Source organism: Pseudomonas sp. RU47 (genome assembly GCF_004011755.1).
Lineage (GTDB): Bacteria > Pseudomonadota > Gammaproteobacteria > Pseudomonadales > Pseudomonadaceae > Aquipseudomonas.
This window is the reverse complement of the sequence record NZ_CP022411.1, coordinates 5,198,089-5,219,313: the sequence shown is the minus strand read 5'-3', so window position 1 is coordinate 5,219,313 and position 21,225 is coordinate 5,198,089. Positions and strand designations below refer to the sequence as shown.

At 59.9% G+C, this 21,225-nt stretch carries 18 protein-coding genes and 1 pseudogene; 9 read left to right on the top strand and 10 right to left on the bottom strand.

All coding sequences use genetic code 11. The features are described from left to right. Positions 1-113: 113 nt before the first annotated feature. Positions 114-1,544, top strand: coding sequence for an exodeoxyribonuclease I (gene sbcB / locus CCX46_RS23840; RefSeq protein WP_127929533.1), 1,431 nt, complete (start codon positions 114-116; stop codon positions 1,542-1,544). 97 nt (positions 1,545-1,641) lie between these two features. Here sbcB and mvaT read toward each other — a convergent pair whose 3' ends face one another. After that, the gene (mvaT, locus tag CCX46_RS23835; RefSeq protein ID WP_007912775.1) at positions 1,642-2,019 is read right to left on the bottom strand and encodes a histone-like nucleoid-structuring protein MvaT; all 378 of its coding nucleotides are present in this window, start codon (positions 2,017-2,019) and stop codon (positions 1,642-1,644) included. Positions 2,020-2,355: 336 nt separating this feature from the next. Here mvaT and purU point away from each other — a divergent pair, with 336 nt between their 5' ends. Together purU and CCX46_RS30755 are read left to right on the top strand one after the other, a co-directional pair. Continuing rightward, positions 2,356-3,204: a formyltetrahydrofolate deformylase gene (gene purU / locus CCX46_RS23830; RefSeq protein ID WP_007912774.1), complete on the top strand. Its 849-nt coding sequence runs from the start codon at positions 2,356-2,358 to the stop codon at positions 3,202-3,204. Between the two features lie 86 nt (positions 3,205-3,290). Next, a complete protein-coding gene (locus CCX46_RS30755) occupies positions 3,291-3,467 on the top strand; it encodes a hypothetical protein (RefSeq protein WP_177413877.1) in 177 nt (58 codons plus the stop codon). On the opposite strand, the gene CCX46_RS23825 is transcribed toward CCX46_RS30755, so the two are convergent. The 5 genes and pseudogenes from CCX46_RS23825 to CCX46_RS31245 form a co-directional block, all read right to left on the bottom strand. Next, positions 3,451-4,449, bottom strand: coding sequence for a lysylphosphatidylglycerol synthase transmembrane domain-containing protein (locus CCX46_RS23825; RefSeq protein WP_127929532.1), 999 nt, complete (start codon positions 4,447-4,449; stop codon positions 3,451-3,453). The genes CCX46_RS30755 and CCX46_RS23825 overlap by 17 nt on opposite strands. Then, positions 4,446-5,222: a DUF2334 domain-containing protein gene (locus tag CCX46_RS23820; protein WP_127929531.1), complete on the bottom strand. Its 777-nt coding sequence runs from the start codon at positions 5,220-5,222 to the stop codon at positions 4,446-4,448. Before CCX46_RS23820 ends, CCX46_RS23825 begins: the two co-directional genes overlap by 4 nt. Continuing rightward, positions 5,215-6,336: a glycosyltransferase family 4 protein gene (locus CCX46_RS23815; RefSeq protein WP_177413876.1), complete on the bottom strand. Its 1,122-nt coding sequence runs from the start codon at positions 6,334-6,336 to the stop codon at positions 5,215-5,217. The genes CCX46_RS23820 and CCX46_RS23815 overlap by 8 nt, the downstream gene beginning before the upstream one ends. A gap of 258 nt (positions 6,337-6,594) precedes the next feature. After that, positions 6,595-7,359: a methyl-accepting chemotaxis protein gene (locus CCX46_RS31250; protein ID WP_371043227.1), complete on the bottom strand. Its 765-nt coding sequence runs from the start codon at positions 7,357-7,359 to the stop codon at positions 6,595-6,597. Positions 7,360-7,452: 93 nt separating this feature from the next. Next, positions 7,453-8,484: pseudogene (locus CCX46_RS31245) on the bottom strand (HAMP domain-containing protein); the annotation flags it as partial. 189 nt (positions 8,485-8,673) lie between these two features. Here CCX46_RS31245 and CCX46_RS23805 point away from each other — a divergent pair. Further along, positions 8,674-10,161 (top strand): helicase HerA-like domain-containing protein, encoded by a 1,488-nt coding sequence (locus CCX46_RS23805; protein WP_127929529.1) that lies wholly within the window; start codon positions 8,674-8,676, stop codon positions 10,159-10,161. A gap of 108 nt (positions 10,162-10,269) precedes the next feature. On the opposite strand, the gene CCX46_RS23800 is transcribed toward CCX46_RS23805, so the two are convergent. Beyond that, positions 10,270-10,725: a DUF721 domain-containing protein gene (locus CCX46_RS23800; protein WP_127929528.1), complete on the bottom strand. Its 456-nt coding sequence runs from the start codon at positions 10,723-10,725 to the stop codon at positions 10,270-10,272. A 308-nt stretch (positions 10,726-11,033) separates the two neighbouring features. On the opposite strand from CCX46_RS23800, the gene secA reads away from it, so the two are divergent. The 4 genes from secA (at position 11,034) to CCX46_RS23780 (ending at position 16,838) form a co-directional block, all read left to right on the top strand. Next, a complete protein-coding gene (gene secA, locus CCX46_RS23795; RefSeq protein ID WP_127929527.1) occupies positions 11,034-13,769 on the top strand; it encodes a preprotein translocase subunit SecA in 2,736 nt (911 codons plus the stop codon). Positions 13,770-13,891: 122 nt separating this feature from the next. Continuing rightward, positions 13,892-15,109: a bifunctional glutamate N-acetyltransferase/amino-acid acetyltransferase ArgJ gene (gene argJ / locus CCX46_RS23790; RefSeq protein ID WP_127929526.1), complete on the top strand. Its 1,218-nt coding sequence runs from the start codon at positions 13,892-13,894 to the stop codon at positions 15,107-15,109. A 152-nt stretch (positions 15,110-15,261) separates the two neighbouring features. Beyond that, positions 15,262-15,894, top strand: coding sequence for a glutathione S-transferase family protein (locus CCX46_RS23785; RefSeq protein ID WP_127929525.1), 633 nt, complete (start codon positions 15,262-15,264; stop codon positions 15,892-15,894). Continuing rightward, on the top strand, positions 15,891-16,838 hold the full coding sequence (locus CCX46_RS23780) for a Nudix family hydrolase (protein WP_127929524.1): 948 nt from the start codon (positions 15,891-15,893) through the stop codon (positions 16,836-16,838). The genes CCX46_RS23785 and CCX46_RS23780 overlap by 4 nt, the downstream gene beginning before the upstream one ends. 113 nt (positions 16,839-16,951) lie before the next feature. Here the strand turns inward: CCX46_RS23780 and CCX46_RS23775 are convergent, their stop codons facing one another. The 3 genes from CCX46_RS23775 to CCX46_RS23765 are packed head-to-tail and all read right to left on the bottom strand — an operon-like array spanning position 16,952 to position 20,539. Continuing rightward, complete coding sequence (locus CCX46_RS23775; RefSeq protein ID WP_127929523.1) at positions 16,952-17,536, bottom strand: cob(I)yrinic acid a,c-diamide adenosyltransferase; 585 nt, start codon at positions 17,534-17,536, stop codon at positions 16,952-16,954. Positions 17,537-17,539: 3 nt separating this feature from the next. After that, positions 17,540-19,576, bottom strand: coding sequence for a sensor histidine kinase (locus CCX46_RS23770; protein ID WP_127929522.1), 2,037 nt, complete (start codon positions 19,574-19,576; stop codon positions 17,540-17,542). A gap of 45 nt (positions 19,577-19,621) precedes the next feature. Beyond that, entirely contained in the window at positions 19,622-20,539 is a 918-nt protein-coding gene (locus CCX46_RS23765) for a putative 2-dehydropantoate 2-reductase (protein ID WP_127929521.1), read from the bottom strand. 140 nt (positions 20,540-20,679) lie between these two features. On the opposite strand from CCX46_RS23765, the gene CCX46_RS23760 reads away from it, so the two are divergent. Continuing rightward, entirely contained in the window at positions 20,680-21,165 is a 486-nt protein-coding gene (locus CCX46_RS23760; RefSeq protein WP_007912755.1) for a YajQ family cyclic di-GMP-binding protein, read from the top strand. The last annotated feature ends 60 nt before the right edge of the window (positions 21,166-21,225 follow it).

Genomic DNA, 21,225 nt, shown 5'->3' with positions numbered 1-21,225 from the left:
GACATAACTATGTATTGCACAGTGATTGCCGCAAGGTGTTTGAATGTTTCAAGGCTGGCCGCGACGGCGGTCGAGCGCCTAGACTTCGCCGATCTTCAGTTCAGGAACCGCCCGTGACTTCAATCTTCTGGTACGACTACGAAACCACTGGCATCAATCCGCGCAACGATCGCCCGTTGCAGGTGGCCGGAATTCGCACCGACCATGCGCTCAACGAGATCGACGAGCCGGTGAATCTCTACTGCCAGCCCAGTGAAGACATCCTGCCGCATCCGGCGGCGTGCGCGATCACCGGCATCACCCCGAGCCAGCTCGCCGAAAAGGGTTTGAGCGAAGCGGACTTCATGACGCGGGTTCACGCTCAGCTGGCCGCCCCCGGCACCTGCGGGGCGGGATACAACACGCTGCGTTTCGACGACGAGATGACCCGCTACAGCCTGTATCGCAACTTCTTCGACCCCTACGCGCGGGAGTGGCAGGGCGGCAACAGTCGCTGGGATCTGATCGATGTGGTGCGCGCTGCTTGCGCGTTGCGTCCTGACGGTCTGGTCTGGCCGACCGATGACGAAGGCCGGGTGACGCTCAAGCTCGAACGCCTGACGGCGGCGAACAATATCGATCATGGTCACGCCCACGAAGCCTTGTCAGACGTGCGCGCCACCATCGCACTGGCGCGGTTGATCCGCGAAAAACAGCCGAAGCTGTATGACTGGCTGTTTCAGTTGCGCAGCAAGCAGAAAGTCATGGACCAGATTCGCCTGTTGCAGCCACTGGTGCATATTTCAGGGCGTTTCTCGGCGGCACGCAGTTATGTCGGCTTGGTGCTGCCACTGGCCTGGCACCCGAAAAACCGTAATGCACTGATCGTCTGTGACCTGCACCTCGACCCGCAGGGTTTGCTGGATCTCGACGCGCAAACCCTGCGCCAGCGTTTGTACACGCGTCGCGATGACTTGCTGGAAGGCGAGTTGCCGGTACCGCTCAAGCTGATTCACATCAACCGTTGCCCGGTGGTGGCGCCGCTTGCGGTTTTGCGCGCGCAGGATCAGCAGCGTCTGGGGCTGGACATGGCGCTGTATCAACAGCGAGCGCTGCGGCTAACTGACGCACAACAAGTTTGGAAAGATAAAGTTGCGGCAATTTATGCCAGCGAAGATTTCACGCCGAGCGAGGATCCCGAACAACAGTTGTACGACGGATTTATCGGTGATCGCGACCGCCGTCTATGTGAGCAAGTGAGGAGCGCCGACCCGGCACAACTAGCGCAAGAGCAATGGCCTTTCGATGACGAACGTTTGCCCGAATTACTCTTTCGATATCGCGCGCGTAACTTTCCCGAGACGTTGAATTTCGAAGAGCAAGAACGCTGGAGAATATTTTGTCAGCAGCGGTTGTCCGCACCTGAATACGGCGCGCCGAATACCTTGAAGTCTTTTAGCGAGGCAGCAGAGCAATGGTCACTTAATGCCACGCCGCTGCAGAGTGAGGTGCTCAATGAATGGCAGAATTATGTCCAGGCATTGCGCAAACGTTTGAATCTTTGAAATCGAACATGACCGGGCTTAAATGCCGTGCATAAAAAAACGCCAGCATTCGCTGGCGTTTGTTTTTTCGCGGATCGCTCTGCGAAAGCGTTGCGGCTTAGCCCAGCAGGGTAGCCCAGCCTTCAACCACGTCACCGCCCCACTTGGCTTTCCACTCTTTCAGAGTTTTGTGGTTGCCACCTTTGGTTTCGATGACTTCGCCGTTGTGCGGGTTTTTGTATTGTTTAACTTTGCGGGCACGCTTGGTGCCGGTAGTTTTTACTGCGCCGCCGCGTACTGCTTTGGTTTTTGCTTCCGGGTCCAGCAGCGCGATGATGTCACGCAGGGACTTGGAGTATTCGCCCATCAGGGTGCGCAGTTTGCCTTCGAATTCCAGCTCGGCTTGCAGTTTGTCGTCTTGCGACAGGTTCTTCAAACGGGCTTGCAGCTCTTTGATAGCTTCTTCGGTGGCGCGGTATTCGTTGATCAAGGACATGATTACTACCTTAGTAGAGTGCTGAATGGCAGGGGGACAGTGCCGCAATAATAGTCAGGCTGTTTCATCAAGTAAACATTTAACCGGAGTTTTTATTTAAATTAGTTACGAGAAACTGCCATCTATTGAATATTCAGTTAAATAGTGTGACCCAGTCATCACAGATATTCACAGTTGTCTGATCAAGCGATACCACGGGATCACTGTCAGGTGGACGATCACCCCGTCAAGCATCCGTAGCGCCGAGCTTGAGCGGGGCCGTGCTGATCAATACTGCAGTTTTCCCGCGCAGCCGCTAGAATGGCGGCCTTTGCGAAGTTCTGGAGTTTCCCCCTCATGCGCACTTTCCGCCTGGTGATTTCTTGCCCGGACCGCGTTGGCATTGTTGCCAAAGTCAGTAATTTTCTGGCAGCCCACAACGGCTGGATCACCGAAGCGAGCCACCACTCGGACAATCAAGTGGGCTGGTTCTTCATGCGTCACGAGATTCGTGCCGATTCGCTGCCTTTCGGTATTGAAGTGTTGCGCGAGAAGTTTGCGCCGATCGCCGAAGAGTTCTCGATGGACTGGCGCATCACCGACACCGAGCAGAAAAAGCGCGTTGTGCTGATGGCCAGCCGCGAATCCCACTGCCTCGCTGACTTGCTGCATCGCTGGCACAGCGATGAACTGGACTGCGAAATCTCTTGCGTGATTTCCAACCACGATGACCTGCGCAGCATGGTCGAGTGGCACGGCATTCCTTATTACCACGTCCCGGTCAATCCGCAGGACAAGCAACCGGCCTTCGATGAAGTGTCGCGGCTGGTCAAACAGCACGATGCTGAAGTGGTGGTGCTGGCGCGCTACATGCAAATCCTGCCGCCGGACATGTGCCGTGAATACGCACATAAAGTCATCAACATTCACCACAGCTTCCTGCCGTCGTTCGTCGGCGCCAAGCCGTATCACCAAGCGTCGCTGCGTGGCGTGAAGCTGATCGGTGCGACCTGCCACTACGTGACCGAAGAGCTGGACGCCGGCCCGATCATCGAGCAGGACGTGGTCCGTGTCAGCCACAGTGACAGCATCGAAGACATGGTGCGTTTCGGCCGTGACGTCGAGAAGATGGTGCTTGCTCGTGGCCTGCGCTATCACCTCGAAGACCGCGTGCTGGTGCATGGCAACAAGACTGTGGTGTTCTGATTCAAATCACACAGGCTTGAAAAACGAAGGGTCTGGGCGTTCAATCGTTCCAGGCCCTTCGCCGTTTCTGAACCGAGGAAAAGCTCATGAGCGATCCATTGGACAAAGCCACATCCAAAGCCCCGGCAACCCTTGGTGAAGGTTGCCTGAGCCGCTACGATCCGGAAGACATGAGCCCGGAAGATGGCACCGAGTTTCCCGGCGCCGCCGAGTTGTGGGAACAACTCAAACCGGATCAGGACGAAGCTAAGAAGCCTGCCTGACATTCATCAGTTTCTTCAGCAACGGGCGCCCCAACATCAACAGAAACACCGGGCCACCCACCACTAGATAGAAGTAGTAAGTCACCACCCGCCAAATCAGGATCGCCGCCGCTGCGGTGGATTTTCCGATCATCGGCGCCAACAGTGCCGCCGATGTCAGTTCCGCCGCCCCCGCGCCGCCCGGCAGCAGGCTGAATTGTCCGGCGCCCAGCGACAGCATCTGCACCAGAAAACTCCAGGCCCACTGCAAGTCTGCGCCCAGACCGCGTACCGCCAGATACAACACGCTGTAGCGCAGCAGCCAATGCACGCACGTCAGCGCAAAGACCTTGATCAGTGTCTGCCAGGGCAACTTCAGCGTGTCGGTAAAAGCCGCGAGAAAGTGCAGCAACTTGCGCGCCCAGCGCCGCCGGGTGCTGACCTTGACGTTGGCCCTTGCCAACAGACGCCCGCTCAGTCGAATCAACGCGCGGTGGTAGCGCGCGACCAACACGCAACTGAACAGGCCGCCAAACAACGACACGGCGCTGACGGTCAGCAGCCACTCCAGTCGATCGCTCAGATGCTGAAACAGCGCATAAATCAGAATTCCGCTCAGGGCGCAGAGAAAGAACAGCAAGTCGCTGAGCTGATCCATGGCAAACACTGCGCTGCCCCGCGCCGGGCGCACACCCGATCGGGCCAGCAGGGCCATGATCGTCAGCGGCCCGCCACTGCCACCGGGTGTCGCGCAGTAGGCGAATTCGGCGGCCATGACCACGCCAAGACTTTTCAGCGGCGTGACGCGGTCGCGTTGATCGCCGAGCAACAAACGCAAACGCAAGGTATTGATGCCCCAGCACAGCAGGATCATGCCGAACATCACCAGCAACCATTGCAACGGAAAGTTTTGCAGGCGCACCCAGGTTTCGCTGCCGCCGAGCACAACCGGAATCAGCACTGCCGCGAGCAGGCCGATCAATAACAGGATGCCGCGACTCATGCGGCGCGTTCCAATAGACCGCGCTGTTGAGCGAGCCAGTGCATTTTGGTCATCGGTACGCGTCCTTCCGCCAGCAATCGTTCAAGGGTGTGCAACCAGTAATCACGAGAGAAACGATGGCGCATGTCCACCGGGTGCAAGCCTAGCCGAATTACCGGCGCCTGACGCCAGCGCTGCTGCCGCTGCTCGCTGACTATTTTTGACAAGCCACGGCGCCAGGCGCTGCGGGCACTCCAGACCAGGCCCGGGGCATTGATGGCGGTGAAGTCCGGCAAGTGATAGAGATACTGCGGATCACTGGTGTAGCTCAGCGGCAATTGGCGCAGTGCCTGGCGTGTGCCGTCGCTCATCAGCCACGCCGGGGCGACGAAGCCGTGCAGTGGCCAGTCGTAGCGCTGAAACAACTCGATGCCAGCGCGCAGACGGGCGAGGGCGGTTTCAGGGGGCAAACCGTAGAACTCGCCTTCATGGGTGTAGATCCGGCGCATGAACCAGTCACGTGGGGTCGTCGGCCCGGGCTCCAGGTCGTCATGGAAATAGCCGTGCAGGGCCAGTTCATCGCCACGGGCGACGCGCTCATCGAGCATTCGACGAAACGACGGGTGAGCCTGAAGGGCGTTGCGTCGATGGAAGTCCGGCACCACCAGCCAGGTCATCGGCACATGGCCCATTGCGTCGACGGCCGCGACAAACGGCTGGTAATCCGCCCGTGTCGAGGGCGCCACATCGTGCAGCACCAGCAACACGGCAGGGTGATTCATCGACTCAGCCATTGGCCACCCGTGGCAGTGCGTGGCCAAGGACGGCGTGATAGTGACTGAGCAGGCTGTCGACCACCGCATCCCACGCGTAATGCTGCTCTACATGTTCGCGCGCCTGTTGGCCAAGTCTCACGCAGCCACGACTGAACAGCTCGCGCACGGCATTGGCCATCGCCTGCGGGTTGTTCGGCGCACAGAGCAGGCCGCATGACTCAGTAACGATTTCTTCAAAGGCTCCCGCGGCCACGGCGACCACGGGAATGCCGCAGGCCATGGCTTCAAGAATCACCAGCCCGAAAGTTTCCTGATCACCGGCATGTACCAGTGCGTCGGCACTGGCCATCAATTGCGCGACTCGCCAGGCAGGGCAGAACTCGTCGATCACACTGACGTTGTCCGGCACCACGGCGGGCATCGATGAGCCGACCAGCAGCAGGTGATAACGCGGGCCGAGGCGTCGCATGCAGTTGAGCAGCACTGGCAGGTTTTTCTCTTTCGAGCCGCGTCCGGCGAAAATCAGCAGGCGCGTGTCCTCGGCGATGCCCAGTTCTGCGCGCAGATTGCGGTCCTGCGCTTCAGGATGAAAGGTTTGCAGGTCCACGCCCAAGGGCTGCACGAAGACATTGCGCACGCCAAGTCCGCTGAGTTTGTCAGCCATCACCTGGCTTGGCGCCAGTACCCGGTCGAAGTTGCCGTAGAGCCGGGTGACATACGCCTCGATATTCGGCGTGACCCAATGCCCCATACGATTGCCGATCAGCAGCGGCAGATCCGAATGATAAAAGCCGATCACCGGCACATCCAGTTGTCGCCGCGCATCCAGTGCGGCCCAGGCCGTCAGGTAAGGGTCGCCGACTTCGATCAGATCGGGCTGCAAATCCTGCAGGACATTTCGCCAAGGCGCGAGGCGCAGCGGGAAGCGATACCCTTTGCCGAAGGGCAGGGCGGGGGCGGGAACCGTATAAACGCCATCGTGTTCACCGAAGTGCGCGCCGGGAATCAGCAGGCTGTGACGAATGCCGGGTTTGACTCCCAGCCGGCGATGCTTGGCATCCAGATAAGTGCGCACGCCACCGCTGGCCGGGGCGTAGAACATGGTGATGTCGGCGATATGCACGGTGATCATCCCTCCGCTGCGTGGTTCTCCCTTGGTTGACCTTTATCAAGAATAGATGTTCGGTCGGGATTGCGCGGTAGAGCTGAAGAGCACCCTCACCCTAGCCCTCTCCCGGAGGGAGAGGGGACTGACCGAGGTGTTTGAGCGAATTACGCCGACGTGCAATACCGAGTCGAACTCAGGTTTTGAACAGCACGAAGATCGGCTCCCTTTCCCCTCGCCCCCCTGGGGGAGAGGGCTGGGGTGAGGGGGTAAGGCTCTTGATCTTCAGATACGGAAGCTGCCAACCAGTTGCTTCAACCGCGAAGCCTGCTGCTCCAGATCCGAACACGCGCGCAGTGTCGCCTGCAAGTTCTCCACGCCTTCCTGGTTCAGCGTGTTGATCTCGGTGATATCGACGTTGATCGACTCAACCACGGCGGTCTGCTCCTCGGTCGCGGTGGCCACCGACTGGTTCATCCCGTCGATCTCGCCAATGCGCTGCGTCACGCTGTTCAAGCGCTCCCCGGCGAGGTTGGCAATCTCGACGCTGTCCTGACTGTGGCGCTGGCTGTCGCTCATCGTGCTTACCGATTCACGGGCGCCGACTTGTAGCTCCTCGATCATGGTTTGCACTTGCTGCGCCGATTCCTGGGTGCGGTGCGCCAGGTTGCGCACTTCATCGGCCACCACCGCGAAGCCACGACCGGCCTCACCGGCACGCGCCGCTTCAATCGCCGCGTTGAGCGCCAGCAGGTTGGTCTGTTGGGAAATGCTGGTGATCACTTCGAGAATCTGGCCGATGTTCACGGTTTTGCTGTTCAGCGATTCGATGTTGCTGCTCGACGCGCTGAGCATGCTCGACAGCTGATTCATCGCTTTGATGCTGCGATCCACCACTTGCTGGCCGTCTTCGGCGAGGCCGCGTGCATCACTGGCCTGATTCGACGCTTGTGCTGCATTGCGGGCGATTTCCTGCGCGGCGGCGCCGAGCTGGTTGATCGCGGCGGCAACGCTGCTGGTGCGCGAAGCTTGCTGATCGGAGTTGTACATCGACGAGTTCGACGCAGCGACCACACGCAGCGCGACTTCGTTGACTTGCCCGGTGGCCGACGACACTTCGCGGATCGAGCCGTGAATACGCTCGACGAAGCGGTTGAATGCGGTGCCCAGCACGCCGAACTCATCGTTGTTAACGATGGTCAGGCGTTTGGTCAGGTCGCCTTCGCCATCGGCAATGTCTTCCATGGCGCGGGTCATGACGTGCAGCGGCTGGATCAGAATGCGGATCAGCATGCCGAGCAGCGCGAGGATGATCGCTACAGCGATGACTGTCGCGATCACTGCGGAGGTGCGGAATTCGCTGAGCATTGCGAACGCCTGATCCTTGTCCACCGACAGACCGATGTACCAGTTCACCGACGGCAGGCCTTTGATCGGCGCGAAGGTGACGATGCGGGTTTTGCCGTCAACGGTGACTTCGCTGAAGTCGCTGCTGATGCGCGGGGTATCCTGCGGATAGGCTTCCTTGAGTGATTTCATCACCAAAGCCTTGTCCGGGTGCACGAGGATCTTGCCGTCGGCGCTGATCAGGAACACATAACCCATGCCGTCGAAATCCCGCGCGGCGAGGGTGTCGACCAGCGATTGCAGACTCAGGTCACCGCCAACCACACCGACGCTCTGACCGGCCTTCTTCGAGGCAGTGGCGATGGAAATGATCAACTGGCCGGTGGCAGCGTCGATGTACGGCTCGGTCAGAGTCGAGGTGCTGCTGCTCTCGGCACCTTTATACCAAGGGCGCACGCGTGGATCGAAACCGTCGGGCATCTTCGCATCAGGACGGATGGTGAAGTGGCCAGTGGCATCGCCGAGGTAGGAAGCCATGAACGTCGACGTCAGGGCTTTCTGTTCCAGCAGGCTGGCGACATTGGCCGGTTCCGGGTTGATGGCGATGTTCTGGGCGGCGTTCTCGATCAGCAGAATGCGACCGGTGAGCCAGGTCTGGATATTGCCGGCGGTGACTTCACCCATCTCGTTGAGATAGTTGTTCAGGTCATCGCGGATCGCGTTGCGCTGTAGCCAGTCGTTGTACAAGGTAAACGAGGCGAAGGCGGCAATGACGATAAGGGCGGCGGCAAGCAAAATTTTATGGCTGAAGCGCAGATTTTTGTTCATGGCTTGGGGTTCCGCTAAGGTCTTAATGTCCAGGGCGTGCTTTTATAGAGGCGCGCGAAATGGGCAAGGGTGAAAACAAGCTGATATTTCCGTCTCTCCTTAGGGAAATGTCCGGCCTGACTTGTGGTCGGGTCTCTCACTCTTCTTTATCGGCCATGCAGAATCAAAGATTAACCATTGGGTGACAAAATGCCTGACTCATCGCAACTCGTAATCGGCGCCGACCTCGCGGGGCAACAGATTGGTCAGGCCATGCGCCTGGCGAACCGCCACGGACTGGTCGCCGGCGCCACCGGTACCGGTAAAACCGTCACCTTGCAACGTTTGGCCGAGGCGTTCAGCGACGCCGGCGTCGCGGTGTTTGCCGCTGATATCAAGGGTGATCTGTGCGGCCTCGGTGCGGCCGGCAACCCGCAGGGCAAGGTTGCCGAGCGCATTGCCGGGATGCCGTGGCTCAATTACAAAGCGCAGGCGTACCCGGTGACCTTGTGGGATATCCACGGCGAGTCCGGTCATCCGTTGCGCACCACGTTGAGCGAAATGGGCCCGCTGCTGATCGGCAGTCTGCTGGAGCTGACCGACAGCCAGCAGTCAGCGCTCTACGCAGCGTTCAAAGTTGCCGACCGCGAAGGCCTGTTGTTGCTCGATCTGAAAGATCTGAAGGCGCTGCTTAATCACCTCAAGGACAACCCGCAACTGTTGGGCGAAGACGCGGCGCTGATGACCACCGGTTCCAGTCAGGCGCTGTTGCGCCGCCTGGCGATTCTTGAGCAGCAGGGCGCCGAAGCATTGTTTGGCGAGCCGGCACTGCAACTTGAAGACATTTTGCAGCCGACCGCCGATGGCCGTGGGCGCATTCACTTGCTCGACGCCAGTCGTCTGGTACACGAGGCGCCGAAGGTCTACGCGACGTTCCTGTTGTGGCTGCTGGCTGAGTTGTTCGAGCAGTTGCCGGAGCGCGGCGATGCCGATAAACCGCTGCTGGCGCTGTTTTTCGATGAAGCGCATTTGCTTTTTGGCGATACGCCGAAGGCCTTGCAGGAAAGGCTGGAGCAAGTGGTGCGCTTGATTCGTTCCAAAGGTGTTGGCGTGTATTTCGTCACCCAGTCGCCGGCGGACTTGCCTGATGACGTGCTCGCGCAGCTTGGCCTGCGCATCCAGCATGGCTTGCGCGCCTTTACCGCCAAAGAGCAGAAATCCCTGCGCGCGGTGGCGGACGGCTTCCGGCCGAATCCGGCGTTTGACAGTTTGTCGGTGCTGACCGAGTTGGGGATTGGCGAAGCGCTGGTCGGCACGCTGACCGAGAAAGGCACGCCGGAAATGGTTCAGCGCGGGCTGGTGGCGCCACCGCAATCGCGGATCGGGCCGCTGACGGAAACCGAGCGCACGGTATTGATCGCCGGCTCGCCGTTCAAGGGGCGCTATGACAAGCCGATTGATCGTGAATCGGCGTATGAAATTCTCATGGGCCGTAAAGGCCTGGCGCCTGAGGCCGAGGCACCCGCCGGCAAGCCAGCGGTTGAAGAGCCAAGCCTTGCCGACAGGGCAGGGGAGTTTCTCGGTACGGCGGCAGGGCAGGCGTTGAAGTCGGCCATGCGTCAGGCTGCCAATAACCTCGGTAAGCAATTGGTGCGCGGCTTGATGGGCTCATTGCTCGGTGGCAGCAAACGCCGCTGATCTAATGTAGGAGTGAGCCTGCTCGCGATTGCGGTATGCCAGTCACGACAATGTCGACTGTTTCACCGCTATCGCGAGCAGGCTCACTCCTACAATTATTGATAGCTGTCAGGATTTGTTTTTGGCGTGCGCCGCCAGGCGCTCCAACGCCGCGCGCAATCCCGGATCACTGATCCCGTCCGCCGTGGCCTGAATCGTAGCCGCCGCATCCGTGGACAAATCCATCGTGTGCCCGGCCGCCCCGCGCTGCACTGTAGGCGGCTGCACCTTGAACAGAATCCGCGTCAGACTGGCGAACTCATCAAACATCTGCAATTGCCGCTGCAAGCGTTTTTGCTGGTAACGCAGGCGTGTGGCCCAGTGGCCATCAGTGACGATCAGCAACAGACTGCCTTCGCGCCACGACGCTACATGGCAGTGTTCGCGGGCTGCAGGTTGCAATTGGCTTTCGAGCAGGCGTTGCAAATGACCCAGTCGCTGGGCGTGGCCGAGGATGGCTTTGAGCGGCTTGGCTTCGCGCAGGAGAACGGCGGGTGCTCTGGCCGTAAGAGGGCGAAATGCCATGATCGAACACCTGAAGTAACAGAAACGCCATGGTAGCAGAAAGGCCGAAATCACTCGCCCATTGCTTTTGCCCCCGCTTTACCCATTAAATCAACGACTAACTTCTGCCTTGTATGACTTGAAGTTGAGCAAAACGCCCCTATTTTAAGTGAGCCCCGTCAAAGCGCAGTGCCAGCATCGTGGAACATCGCCACTTTCCTCACTTCCGTTTCCGGGTAGAATGCTCGTTCGCATGCGGCCATGAGGGCTGCACGGGCGACGCTCACGGGGCCGCCCTCCATCCCTTTAGTGTGGAAGATCCTGCCGATATGTTTGCGCCTTTGTTAAAGAAACTTTTTGGAAGCAAGAACGAGCGTGAAGTCAAACGCATGCTCAAGACGGTGCAGCTCGTCAATGCCTTCGAAGAGCAAATGGTGGCCCTTTCGGACGATCAATTGCGCGCCAAGACCGATGAGTTCAAGGCCCGCATCGCCAAAGGGGAAACCCTCGACAAGCTGTTGCCAGAAGCCTTTGCGGTCGCCCGCGAAGCCGGCAAGCGCATTATGGGTATGCGCCACTTCGACGTGCAACTCGTCGGTGGCATGACCTTGCACGAAGGCAAGATCGCCGAAATGCGCACCGGTGAGGGTAAAACCCTCGTGGCAACGCTGGGCGTTTACCTCAACGCACTGTCCGGCAAGGGCGTGCACGTTGTGACGGTGAACGACTACCTGGCGCGTCGTGACGCCAACTGGATGCGTCCGCTGTATGAATTCCTCGGCCTGACCGTCGGCGTCGTGACGCCGTTCCAGCCCCCGGAAGAGAAACGTCTGGCGTACGCCGCCGACATCACCTACGGCACCAACAACGAATTCGGTTTCGACTACCTGCGCGACAACATGGCGTTCAGCATGGAAGAAAAATTCCAGCGCGAACTCAACTTTGCCGTGATCGACGAAGTCGACTCCATCCTCATCGACGAAGCGCGTACTCCGCTGATCATTTCCGGTCAGGCCGAGGACAGCTCCAAGCTGTACATGGAGATCAATAAACTGATCCCGCAGCTGGAACTGCACGTTGAAGAAGTCGAAGGCGAAGTCACCAAGGCTGGCCACTACACCGTTGACGAGAAGACCCGTCAGGTCGAACTCAACGAAGCCGGTCACCAGTTCATCGAAGACATGCTCACCCGCGTCGGCCTCCTGGCTGAAGGCGAGAGCCTGTACTCGGCGCATAACCTGGGCCTGTTGACCCACGTGTATGCCGGTCTGCGTGCGCACAAACTGTTCAATCGCAACATCGAATACATCGTGCAGGACGGCCAGGTCGTACTGGTCGACGAACACACCGGTCGTACCATGCCGGGGCGTCGTCTGTCCGAAGGCCTGCACCAGGCCATCGAAGCCAAAGAAGGCCTGAACATTCAGGCCGAGAGCCAGACCCTGGCTTCGACCACGTTCCAGAACTACTTCCGTCTGTACACCAAGCTGTCCGGCATGACTGGTACGGCCGATACAGAAGCGTTCGAATTCCACCAGATCTATGGTCTGGAAGTCATGGTCATTCCGCCGAACAAACCATTGGCGCGTAAAGACTTCAACGACCTGGTGTTCCTCACCGCCGAAGAGAAATACGCGGCGATCGTTACGGACATCAAGGAAAGCATGGCTGCCGGTCGTCCGGTGCTGGTGGGTACTGCGACCATCGAAACCTCCGAGCACATGTCCGCATTGCTCGTGAAGGAAGGCATCGAACACAAGGTTCTCAACGCCAAGTTCCACGAAAAAGAAGCCGAGATCATCGCGCAGGCCGGTCGTCCGGGCGCACTGACCATCGCCACCAACATGGCCGGTCGTGGTACCGACATTCTGTTGGGCGGTAACTGGGAAGTTGAAGTCGCGTCGCTGGAAAACCCGACCCCTGAGCAGATTGCCCAGATCAAGGCCGACTGGCAGAAGCGTCACCAGCAAGTGCTGGAATCCGGCGGTTTGCAGGTGATCGCGTCCGAGCGTCACGAATCCCGTCGTATCGACAACCAGCTGCGTGGCCGTGCCGGTCGTCAGGGTGATGCCGGTTCGAGCCGCTTCTACCTGTCGCTGGAAGACAGCCTGATGCGTATCTTCGCCTCTGATCGGGTGAAGAACTTCATGAAAGCCTTGGGCATGCAGCCGGGCGAAGCGATCGAACACCGCATGGTGACCAACGCGATCGAGAAGGCGCAGCGCAAGGTTGAAGGCCGCAACTTCGACATCCGTAAGCAACTGCTCGAGTTCGACGACGTCAACAACGAACAGCGTAAAGTGATCTATCACATGCGTAACACGTTGCTGGCCGCTGACAACATCGGTGAGACCATCGCCGATTTCCGTCAGGACGTGCTCAACGCCACCGTCAGCGCACACATTCCACCGCAATCGCTGCCAGAGCAGTGGGACGTGGCCGGTCTGGAAGCGACGATTGCCAGCGACTTCGGCGTGAAGCTGCCGATCCAGCAATGGCTCGACGAAGACGATCACCTGTACGAAGAAACCCTGCGCGAGAAGCTCATGACCGAGCTGATGGCGGCGTACAACGAGAAAGAAGACCAGGCCGGTGCCGACGCACTGCGCTCGTTCGAGAAGCAAATCGTACTGCGCGTGCTGGACGACCTGTGGAAAGACCACCTGTCGACCATGGATCACCTGCGTCACGGTATCCACTTGCGTGGCTACGCTCAGAAGAACCCGAAGCAGGAATACAAGCGCGAGTCGTTCACGCTGTTCTCCGAACTGCTCGATTCGATCAAGCGCGACTCGATCCGTGTGCTGTCGCACGTTCAGGTTCGCCGCGAAGATCCGGAAGCCGAAGAGCAACGCCTGCGTCAGGAAGCCGAAGCACTGGCCGCCCGCATGCAGTTCGAACACGCCGAAGCGCCAGGTCTGGAGCAACCGGAAGTATTGGGTGAAGAGGTCGATGTGGCCCTCGCCACCGCCCCGGTTCGCAACGAGCAGAAGCTGGGCCGCAACGAACTGTGCTATTGCGGTTCGGGCAAGAAATTCAAGCATTGCCACGGGCAGATCCAGTAAAACCCGTTTCAATCGCTGAAATACCCGCGCCGCGACCGGCTCCTGCCGTCGCGGCGTTTTGCCATTTAAACCACCGTCACTGCGCGTGGCGGTGCTGACATCATTGAGTAAGGAGCGCATTCATGGCTGTTGGTCTTGGTCCTTTGCCAACGTTGCACCCGGTTGCCGGTTTTGAACTCGGTATCGCCTCGGCCGGCATCAAGCGCCCCGGGCGCAAAGATGTTGTCGTAATGCGCTGCGCCGAAGGCTCGACCGTGGCGGGTGTGTTCACGTTGAACGCCTTTTGTGCCGCACCGGTGATCCTGGCGAAGAAACGCGTACAAAATGCCGTGCGTTACCTGCTGACCAATACTGGCAACGCCAACGCTGGCACCGGCGAGCCGGGTCTGGCCGCTGCCGAACGTACCACCGCCAAACTGGCCGAGCTGACCGGCGTTGCTGCCGAGCAGATTTTGCCGTACTCCACCGGCGTGATCGGCGAGCCACTGCCGGTCGAGAAGATCGAAGGCGCGCTGCAAGCCGCGCTGGACGACCTCTCGGAAAACAACTGGGAAGCCGCTGCTACCGGGATCATGACCACCGACACCCTGCCAAAGGGTGCCAGCCGCCAGTTCGAGCATGACGGCGTGACCATCACCGTCACCGGCATCAGCAAAGGCGCAGGCATGATCCGCCCGAACATGGCGACCATGCTCGGCTACATCGCCACTGACGCCAAAGTCTCCCGTGACGTCCTGCACAACTTGATGCTCGATGGCGCGAACAAGTCGTTCAACCGCATCACCATCGACGGCGACACCTCGACCAACGACTGCTGCATGCTGATCGCAACCGGCAAGGCCGCACTGCCGGAAATCAGCCGCGCTGAAGGCGAGCTGTTCGGAAAACTGAAGCAAGCGGTGTTCGAAGTGTGCATGGACGTGGCCCAGGCCATCGTGCGTGACGGCGAAGGCGCGACCAAGTTCGTGACGGTTGAAGTCAACGGCGGCGGCAACCATCAGGAATGCCTCGACGTCGGCTACACCGTGGCGCACTCGCCGCTGATCAAGACCGCGCTGTTCGCCTCCGACCCGAACTGGGGCCGCATTCTGGCTGCCGTTGGTCGTGCCGGCGTGCCGGATCTGGACGTGAGCAAAATCGACGTGTTCCTTGGCGAGGTGTGCATCGCCAGCCGTGGCGCCCGTGCGGCGACCTACACTGAAGCCCAGGGTTCGGCGGTGATGCAGCAGGAAGAGATCACTATCCGCATCGAACTGGGTCGCGGCGATTGCAGCGAAACCATCTGGACCACCGACCTGTCGCATGAGTATGTGAAGATCAACGCTGAATACCGCACCTGATCCAAGACCGGGTCGCTTCTTCGCGAGCAGGCTCGCTCCCACAGAGGATTTGTGGCAACACGATCCAATGTGGGAGCGAGCCTGCTCGCGAAGACGGCAGCTCAAAGAATGCAAGTCTCCAGGATTCTCCTCTGACGAAAAGGCGCCACACCATGTCCCTGCACCTGATCATCGGCGACAAACTGCTTTCCTCCTGGTCCCTGCGTGCCGCACTGGCACTCGAGCTGACCGGCGCACCCTACAGCGAAGAACTGATCAAACTCGGCAAGCCCGACACCCGCGAGTTGCTGCTCAAGCATTCGCCAACCGCTAAAGTCCCGCTGCTGCAAACGGCGCGCGGCACGATTGCCGACTCCCTGGCGATTGCCGAATACCTCGCTGAACAGTTCCCGTCCGAACAGCTCTGGCCGAACGATATTTTCGCCCGTGCCCAAGCCCGGTCCGCCTGCGCACAAATGCACAGCGGCTTTTTCGCCATGCGCAATCACATGCCGTTCAACCTCAACCATGACGCGCCGCTGAACCCGGTGCCGCCAGAAGTGAAGGTCGACATCGAGCGCATGCTCGCGCTGTGGGCCGAATGCCGCGCCGCCGCGACCGAGAGCGGGCCGTACCTGTTCGGTCGTGTGAGTCTGGCCGACGCCTTTTTCGCACCGATTGCCGTGCGTCTGCGCACCTACCAAGTGCAGCTGCCGGCCGCCGACCAAGCCTATGTTGAAACCGTCTACCAATGGCCCGCCTTCAAAGCGTGGCAAAAGGCTGGGCTGGAGGAGTTGATTCCGTGAAACGCGTACACGTCGCCGCTGCTGTCATCCGTGACGACAGCGGCAAGATCCTCATCGCCCGCCGTGCCGACACCCAGCATCAAGGCGGCTTGTGGGAGTTTCCCGGCGGCAAGGTCGAGGCCGACGAGTCGGTCGAAAGCGCGCTCGCCCGTGAGCTGCACGAAGAGTTGGGCATCGTCGTTGGCGCTGCACGGCCGTTGATCAAAGTCCGTCACGACTATCCGGACAAGCAGGTGTTGCTGGATGTCTGGGAAGTCTCGGCATTCACCGGCGAGCCCCACGGTGCCGAAGGCCAGCCATTGGCCTGGGTTACCGCGAAAGAACTGGCGAACTACGAGTTCCCGGCCGCCAACCAGCCGATCGTTGCGGCGGCGCGTTTGCCGGCGGAGTACCTGATTACCCCTGAGGATCTGGAAACCCCGGCTCTGCTGCGCGGTATCCAGAAGGCGATTGCCGGCGGGATCAAACTGATCCAGCTGCGCGCACCGAACGGCTATGACCCCAAGTATCGCGATCTGGCGGTCGATGCGGCCGGGCTGTGTGCGGGCAAGGCGCAACTGATGATCAAGGGGCCGTTCGAATGGCTCGGTGATTTCCCCTCTGCCGGCTGGCACATCACCTCTGCGCAGTTGCGCAAATACGCCGCGGCGGGGCGGCCGTTACCGGCGGAGCGCTGGTTGGCGGCGTCGTGCCACAACGCTGAAGAACTGGCACTGGCGGAACAGATGGGCGTGGATTTCGTCACGCTGTCGCCGGTGCAGCCGACGCTGACTCACCCGGATGCGCAGCCGCTGGGCTGGGAGCAGGCTTCGACGTTGATCGAAGGCTTTAGTAAGCCGGTTTTTCTGTTGGGTGGGGTTGGCCCGGCGGAGCGCGAAAAAGCCTGGGGCCACGGCGCTCAAGGTGTGGCGGGGATTCGCGCGTTCTGGCCGGATTCTCTGTAAAGGCTGCCGACCTCTTCGCGAGCAGGCTCGCTCCCACAGTTGATCGGATTTCTTCAGTTGGAATGCAATCAAATGTGGGAGCGAGCCTGCTCGCGAAGGCGATCTTTCAGGCGCTAGATTTCTGCAGGTTTTGCCGCCGGCTGCCACAAAATCTCCGCAATCCCCTGCCGCCGCGCAATCAACCGCGCCGCCACAAACAACAAATCCGACAACCGATTGATATAAGCCAGCCCAACCCCGGCCAACGGCTCGATCGCATTCAAATGCTGACAACGCCGTTCGGCACTCCGCGCCAGGCTCCGGCACACATGCGCCTGCGCAATCAGCATCGAACCGCCCGGCAAGATGAAATTCTCCAGCGGCCCCAGCTCCTCATTCCACACATCAATCGCTGCTTCCAGCCGCTCGATTTCCGTCGCATTCAACGCCTGATACGCCGGCATCGCCAACTCGCCACCCAGATCAAACAAGCGATGCTGACAAGGCGCCAACACCTCGATCAGTTCATTCAGCCCCGGATACGTCTCGCGCTCGGCCAGCAACCCGGCCAGTAACACGCCGACCTGACTGTTCAGCGTGTCGACTTCGCCAATCGCCTCGATGCGTGGATGATCCTTGGGTACACGGCGGCCATCGCCCAGGCCGGTTTCACCTTTGTCGCCGGTGCGGGTGTAGATTTTCGACAGGCGAAAGCCCATGGGTTACCTCGATAATTGATTGGTTTCGGCAGCGATGGGCAGCGGTGGCGTCAACGGCAGGCGCAAGGTGAAACACGTGCCCTGGCCCGGTGCCGACTGCACCTCCATCTGCCCTTTGTGATTGTTGGTAATGATGAAATACGACACCGACAAGCCGAGCCCGGTGCCCTGGCCGATTTCCTTGGTGGTGAAGAACGGCTCGAAGGTGCGTTTGCGCACGTTCTCGCTCATGCCGATGCCGTTGTCTTCGACCTGGATTTCAGCCCATGGCGGATTGAGTTTGGTGCGCAGGATGATTCGTCCCGGCTCGCTATCGTCTTCACGCTGGTGAATGGCTTGCGCGGCATTTTTCAACAGGTTGAGCAGTACTTGCTCGAGTTCGTTGGCGGTGCCCGGCACCGGGCCGAGCGCCGGGTCGAACTGGCGGATGATCGCCTGCCCCTTGAAGTCGAAGCCGATGGCCAGGTCGAAGTCGTTACCGGCGATTTCCACGGCTTGATCGATCAGTGCCGGCAGATCGCACGGCGCCATTTGCCGGGTACTGCGACGGCTGAAGCTGAGCATGTGCGTGACGATTTTCGCTGCCCGAGCGCCGGCCTGTTGAATGCCATCGAGCAATTGCGGCACTTCGCGGCCCTGCAGGTAGCGGTTCACCGTGTCCAGTTCGATGCCCAGTTGCTCGGCGGTTTCGAGGTTCTTCGGCAGATCCGCGGACAGGCGTCGCCGGATGTTCTGCACGTTGTGGAGGATCGCGCCCAACGGATTGTTGATTTCGTGGGCCATGCCGGCGGCGAGGCCACCGACCGAGAGCATTTTTTCCGACTGCACCATCATTTCTTCCAGCGACAGACGCTGGGTGATGTCATCGATGCGGATCACCACGCCACGCCCGGCACCGCCCATCAATGGATAGAACGTCAGCGCGTAATGCTTCGGTTCTTCATCCTTGAACCAGGTTACCCGCTCGATTTTCGCTACGGTGTGCTGTTCGACGGTCTGCTTGAGTTGCGGCAGAAACGGCTTGAGCGGTTCGAAGGCGAGAAAGATCGGTTGGTTCAGCGCTTCGTCCAGTCGCGTGCCGGAGAGGGCGCTGGCCTCCTGATTCCATTGGGTGACGTAAAGTTGCTCGTCGAGGGCGATCAGCGCCGAGGGCATCGAGTCGATGATGCTGTTGAGGTAGTTCTGGAAACCGGTGAGCTTCTTCTCGATCTTGCTGCGCACCTGGACTTCGAGTTCCAGTTTGCGGTTGGTGTGGCGGGTTTCCTCGGCCAGCCCCTGTGCCTGATCGTAGGCGGCTTGCGAGTCATCGCGGGCGCGCTTGAGTTGCTGCTCGCGGGCTTCGATGCGCGACAGCATGGTATTGAACGCTTCGGCGAGGCTGCCGATTTCGTCGTGGTTGCCGCGTGAGGCGCGCAGAGCGTAGTTTTCTTCGCGGGTGACCTGGCGCGAGAGCTCTTCCAACTGATGAATCGGGCGGGTAATCAGACGTTTGATCTGCCGGGCAATCACCAGCCACAGCAACACACTGAAAATCAGAATGCCGAGGCTGGCGGTCAGCGTGCCGGTGTAGAAGGCCATCGGCAGTTCGCTGCTGGCCACCAGCAACAAGTGGCCCGGTGCGGTGCCGGGGCGGGGCAGGGTGATCAACTGGTTGCTGCGAAACTCGGTCAGTTGCCACGCTTCGACATGCCGATAGCGTTCCGGCAGGTTGAGTTTGTCGCCGCGCTGGACTTGTGCAAGGCGTTCGCCCTTGCCGTCATACAACGCGGCAGCGCGCAGTGGCGAATAGCTGTCGAGTTCCTTGAGCAGGCGTTCGGCGCTCTGCGGCGATTGCAGGGCTTCGCTGACCAGACTCGGGTTGGCAATCAGTCGGCCGATGGTTTGCAAGGCCTGCGGCGCCATGCTTTCCTGAGAGATGTAATAGGCGGCGCTGATAAAGGTCAGGTTGGCGACCAGCAGAACAGTGGTCAACAGCACCAGCAGGGCGGCCAGCAGTTTCTGGCCGACCGGCAGGTTTTCGAGACGCTGGCGCAATGGCATCAGGTTTATCGCAGCAAAGGAACAAGTGGCCAGCGTAGCCGCTGCTCAGTCGCTGGGCAATCCGAGGCTGCGTAGATGGCTGACGAGTCGCTGCTGTAATTGGTTGAGGTGCGGCAGGTTGAGTTGATGGCGGGCGGCGACTTTACAGGCGTGGCCCAATAGATAGCTGATTTCGGTGCGGCGCTGGTTGGCGACGTCCTGATACATCGAGGAGTAATTGGCGGCGGTCGCGTGGATCACCCGTTCGACTTCCTGCTGCAGATTGTCGGCGGCGGCGGGTTGGCCGCAACGCTCCAGCAATTCGGCCAGTTCAGCGCACAACGTGGCGACTTCGCAGTGATGCGCCTGCAAGCCACCATTGCGGCAGTTGTGCAGCACGGTCAACGGATTGATCGCACAGTTGAGTGCCAGTTTGCGCCACAAGCGCGTGAGGATATCGGTGCTCCATTCGTGGGGGATTTTCGCGGCGTCGAGATCGTCCAGCCAGATCGGTGCAACCGGATGGCCAGCGTCGCCCAGCCAAGTGAAGCCGTGGCCGGCAAACACTACGCGCCAGTCGCCATCGCGAAATGCACCCTCGGTGCTTGAAGCGCTGATGCAACGTGCCATTGGCACACGGTTGGCGACGGCGTCCTGACTGCCGAGGCCGTTTTGCAGAAGGATCAGTTCGGCGTCCGCTGTCAGTCGTGGGGCGAGGCGGGCGACGGCGTTTTCGGCGTCGTAGGCTTTGCAGGCCACCAGCAAACGGCGGATCGGCTCGGGACTGTCGGGTGTTTCGCCGGGAACCGCATAGCTGCTCGCCACACCTTGCTCCACCAGCGTCAAGCCGCCCGCAGCCTGATAGCTTTGCAAGCGTTCGGCATCGCGCACGATCAGTCTGACCGGCAGGCCGGCGCGAGCCAGACGTGTGGCCCACAGTGTGCCGAGACTGCCAGCGCCGAGAATATGCCAGGGGGTGGCCATCAGTTTTTTGCTCGATTGCGTACAGGCATGTGCGGCTCGCCGTGTCGGTGGGAAAAGACCCGTTATAATGAGCCCGATTTTAACCGCAAGCCAAGCGCGCTCCATCCACATCGAGCGCGCCTTTTTATTGGAGAGATTACATGCCGTCGTTCGACGTGGTATCCGAACTGGACAAACACGAACTCACCAACGCGGTCGAGAACGCCGTGAAGGAACTCGATCGTCGTTATGACCTGAAAGGCAAAGGCAGCTTCGAGTTCAAGGAAAAGGACCTCACCGTGAGCCTGACCGCTGAAGCCGGGTTCCAGCTCGAAGCGATGATCGAAATCCTCAAGCTGGCGCTGGTCAAGCGCAAGATCGACGTGCAGTGCCTTGAAGTCAAAGACGCCTACGCATCGGGCAAGCTGATGAAGCAGGACGCCGTGCTCAAGGAAGGCATCGACAAGGAGCTGGCGAAGAAGATCGTCGGCCACATCAAGGACGCCAAGCTCAAAGTGCAGGCGGCCATTCAGGGCGAGCAAGTGCGTGTGACTGGCAAGAAGCGTGATGATCTGCAAGAGGCCATCGCGGCGCTGCGTGCCAAGGAATTCGGCATGCCACTGCAGTTCAACAACTTCCGCGACTAAGCTCGGTCAGATGACCTGTGGGAGCGAGCCTGCTCGCGAAGGCGCCGTGACATTCAGCAA

Coding starts and splice junctions, on each gene's coding strand:
- mvaT (WP_007912775.1), bottom strand. CDS start 2,019: ATGTCCTTGATCAACGAATACCGCGCCACCGAAGAAGCTATCAAAGAG.
- purU (WP_007912774.1), top strand. CDS start 2,356: ATGCGCACTTTCCGCCTGGTGATTTCTTGCCCGGACCGCGTTGGCATT.
- CCX46_RS30755 (WP_177413877.1), top strand. CDS start 3,291: ATGAGCGATCCATTGGACAAAGCCACATCCAAAGCCCCGGCAACCCTT.
- CCX46_RS23825 (WP_127929532.1), bottom strand. CDS start 4,449: ATGAGTCGCGGCATCCTGTTATTGATCGGCCTGCTCGCGGCAGTGCTG.
- CCX46_RS23820 (WP_127929531.1), bottom strand. CDS start 5,222: ATGGCTGAGTCGATGAATCACCCTGCCGTGTTGCTGGTGCTGCACGAT.
- CCX46_RS23815 (WP_177413876.1), bottom strand. CDS start 6,336: ATGATCACCGTGCATATCGCCGACATCACCATGTTCTACGCCCCGGCC.
- CCX46_RS31250 (WP_371043227.1), bottom strand. CDS start 7,359: ATGTACAACTCCGATCAGCAAGCTTCGCGCACCAGCAGCGTTGCCGCC.
- CCX46_RS23805 (WP_127929529.1), top strand. CDS start 8,674: ATGCCTGACTCATCGCAACTCGTAATCGGCGCCGACCTCGCGGGGCAA.
- CCX46_RS23800 (WP_127929528.1), bottom strand. CDS start 10,725: ATGGCATTTCGCCCTCTTACGGCCAGAGCACCCGCCGTTCTCCTGCGC.
- secA (WP_127929527.1), top strand. CDS start 11,034: ATGTTTGCGCCTTTGTTAAAGAAACTTTTTGGAAGCAAGAACGAGCGT.
- argJ (WP_127929526.1), top strand. CDS start 13,892: ATGGCTGTTGGTCTTGGTCCTTTGCCAACGTTGCACCCGGTTGCCGGT.
- CCX46_RS23785 (WP_127929525.1), top strand. CDS start 15,262: ATGTCCCTGCACCTGATCATCGGCGACAAACTGCTTTCCTCCTGGTCC.
- CCX46_RS23775 (WP_127929523.1), bottom strand. CDS start 17,536: ATGGGCTTTCGCCTGTCGAAAATCTACACCCGCACCGGCGACAAAGGT.
- CCX46_RS23770 (WP_127929522.1), bottom strand. CDS start 19,576: ATGCCATTGCGCCAGCGTCTCGAAAACCTGCCGGTCGGCCAGAAACTG.
- CCX46_RS23765 (WP_127929521.1), bottom strand. CDS start 20,539: ATGGCCACCCCCTGGCATATTCTCGGCGCTGGCAGTCTCGGCACACTG.
- CCX46_RS23760 (WP_007912755.1), top strand. CDS start 20,680: ATGCCGTCGTTCGACGTGGTATCCGAACTGGACAAACACGAACTCACC.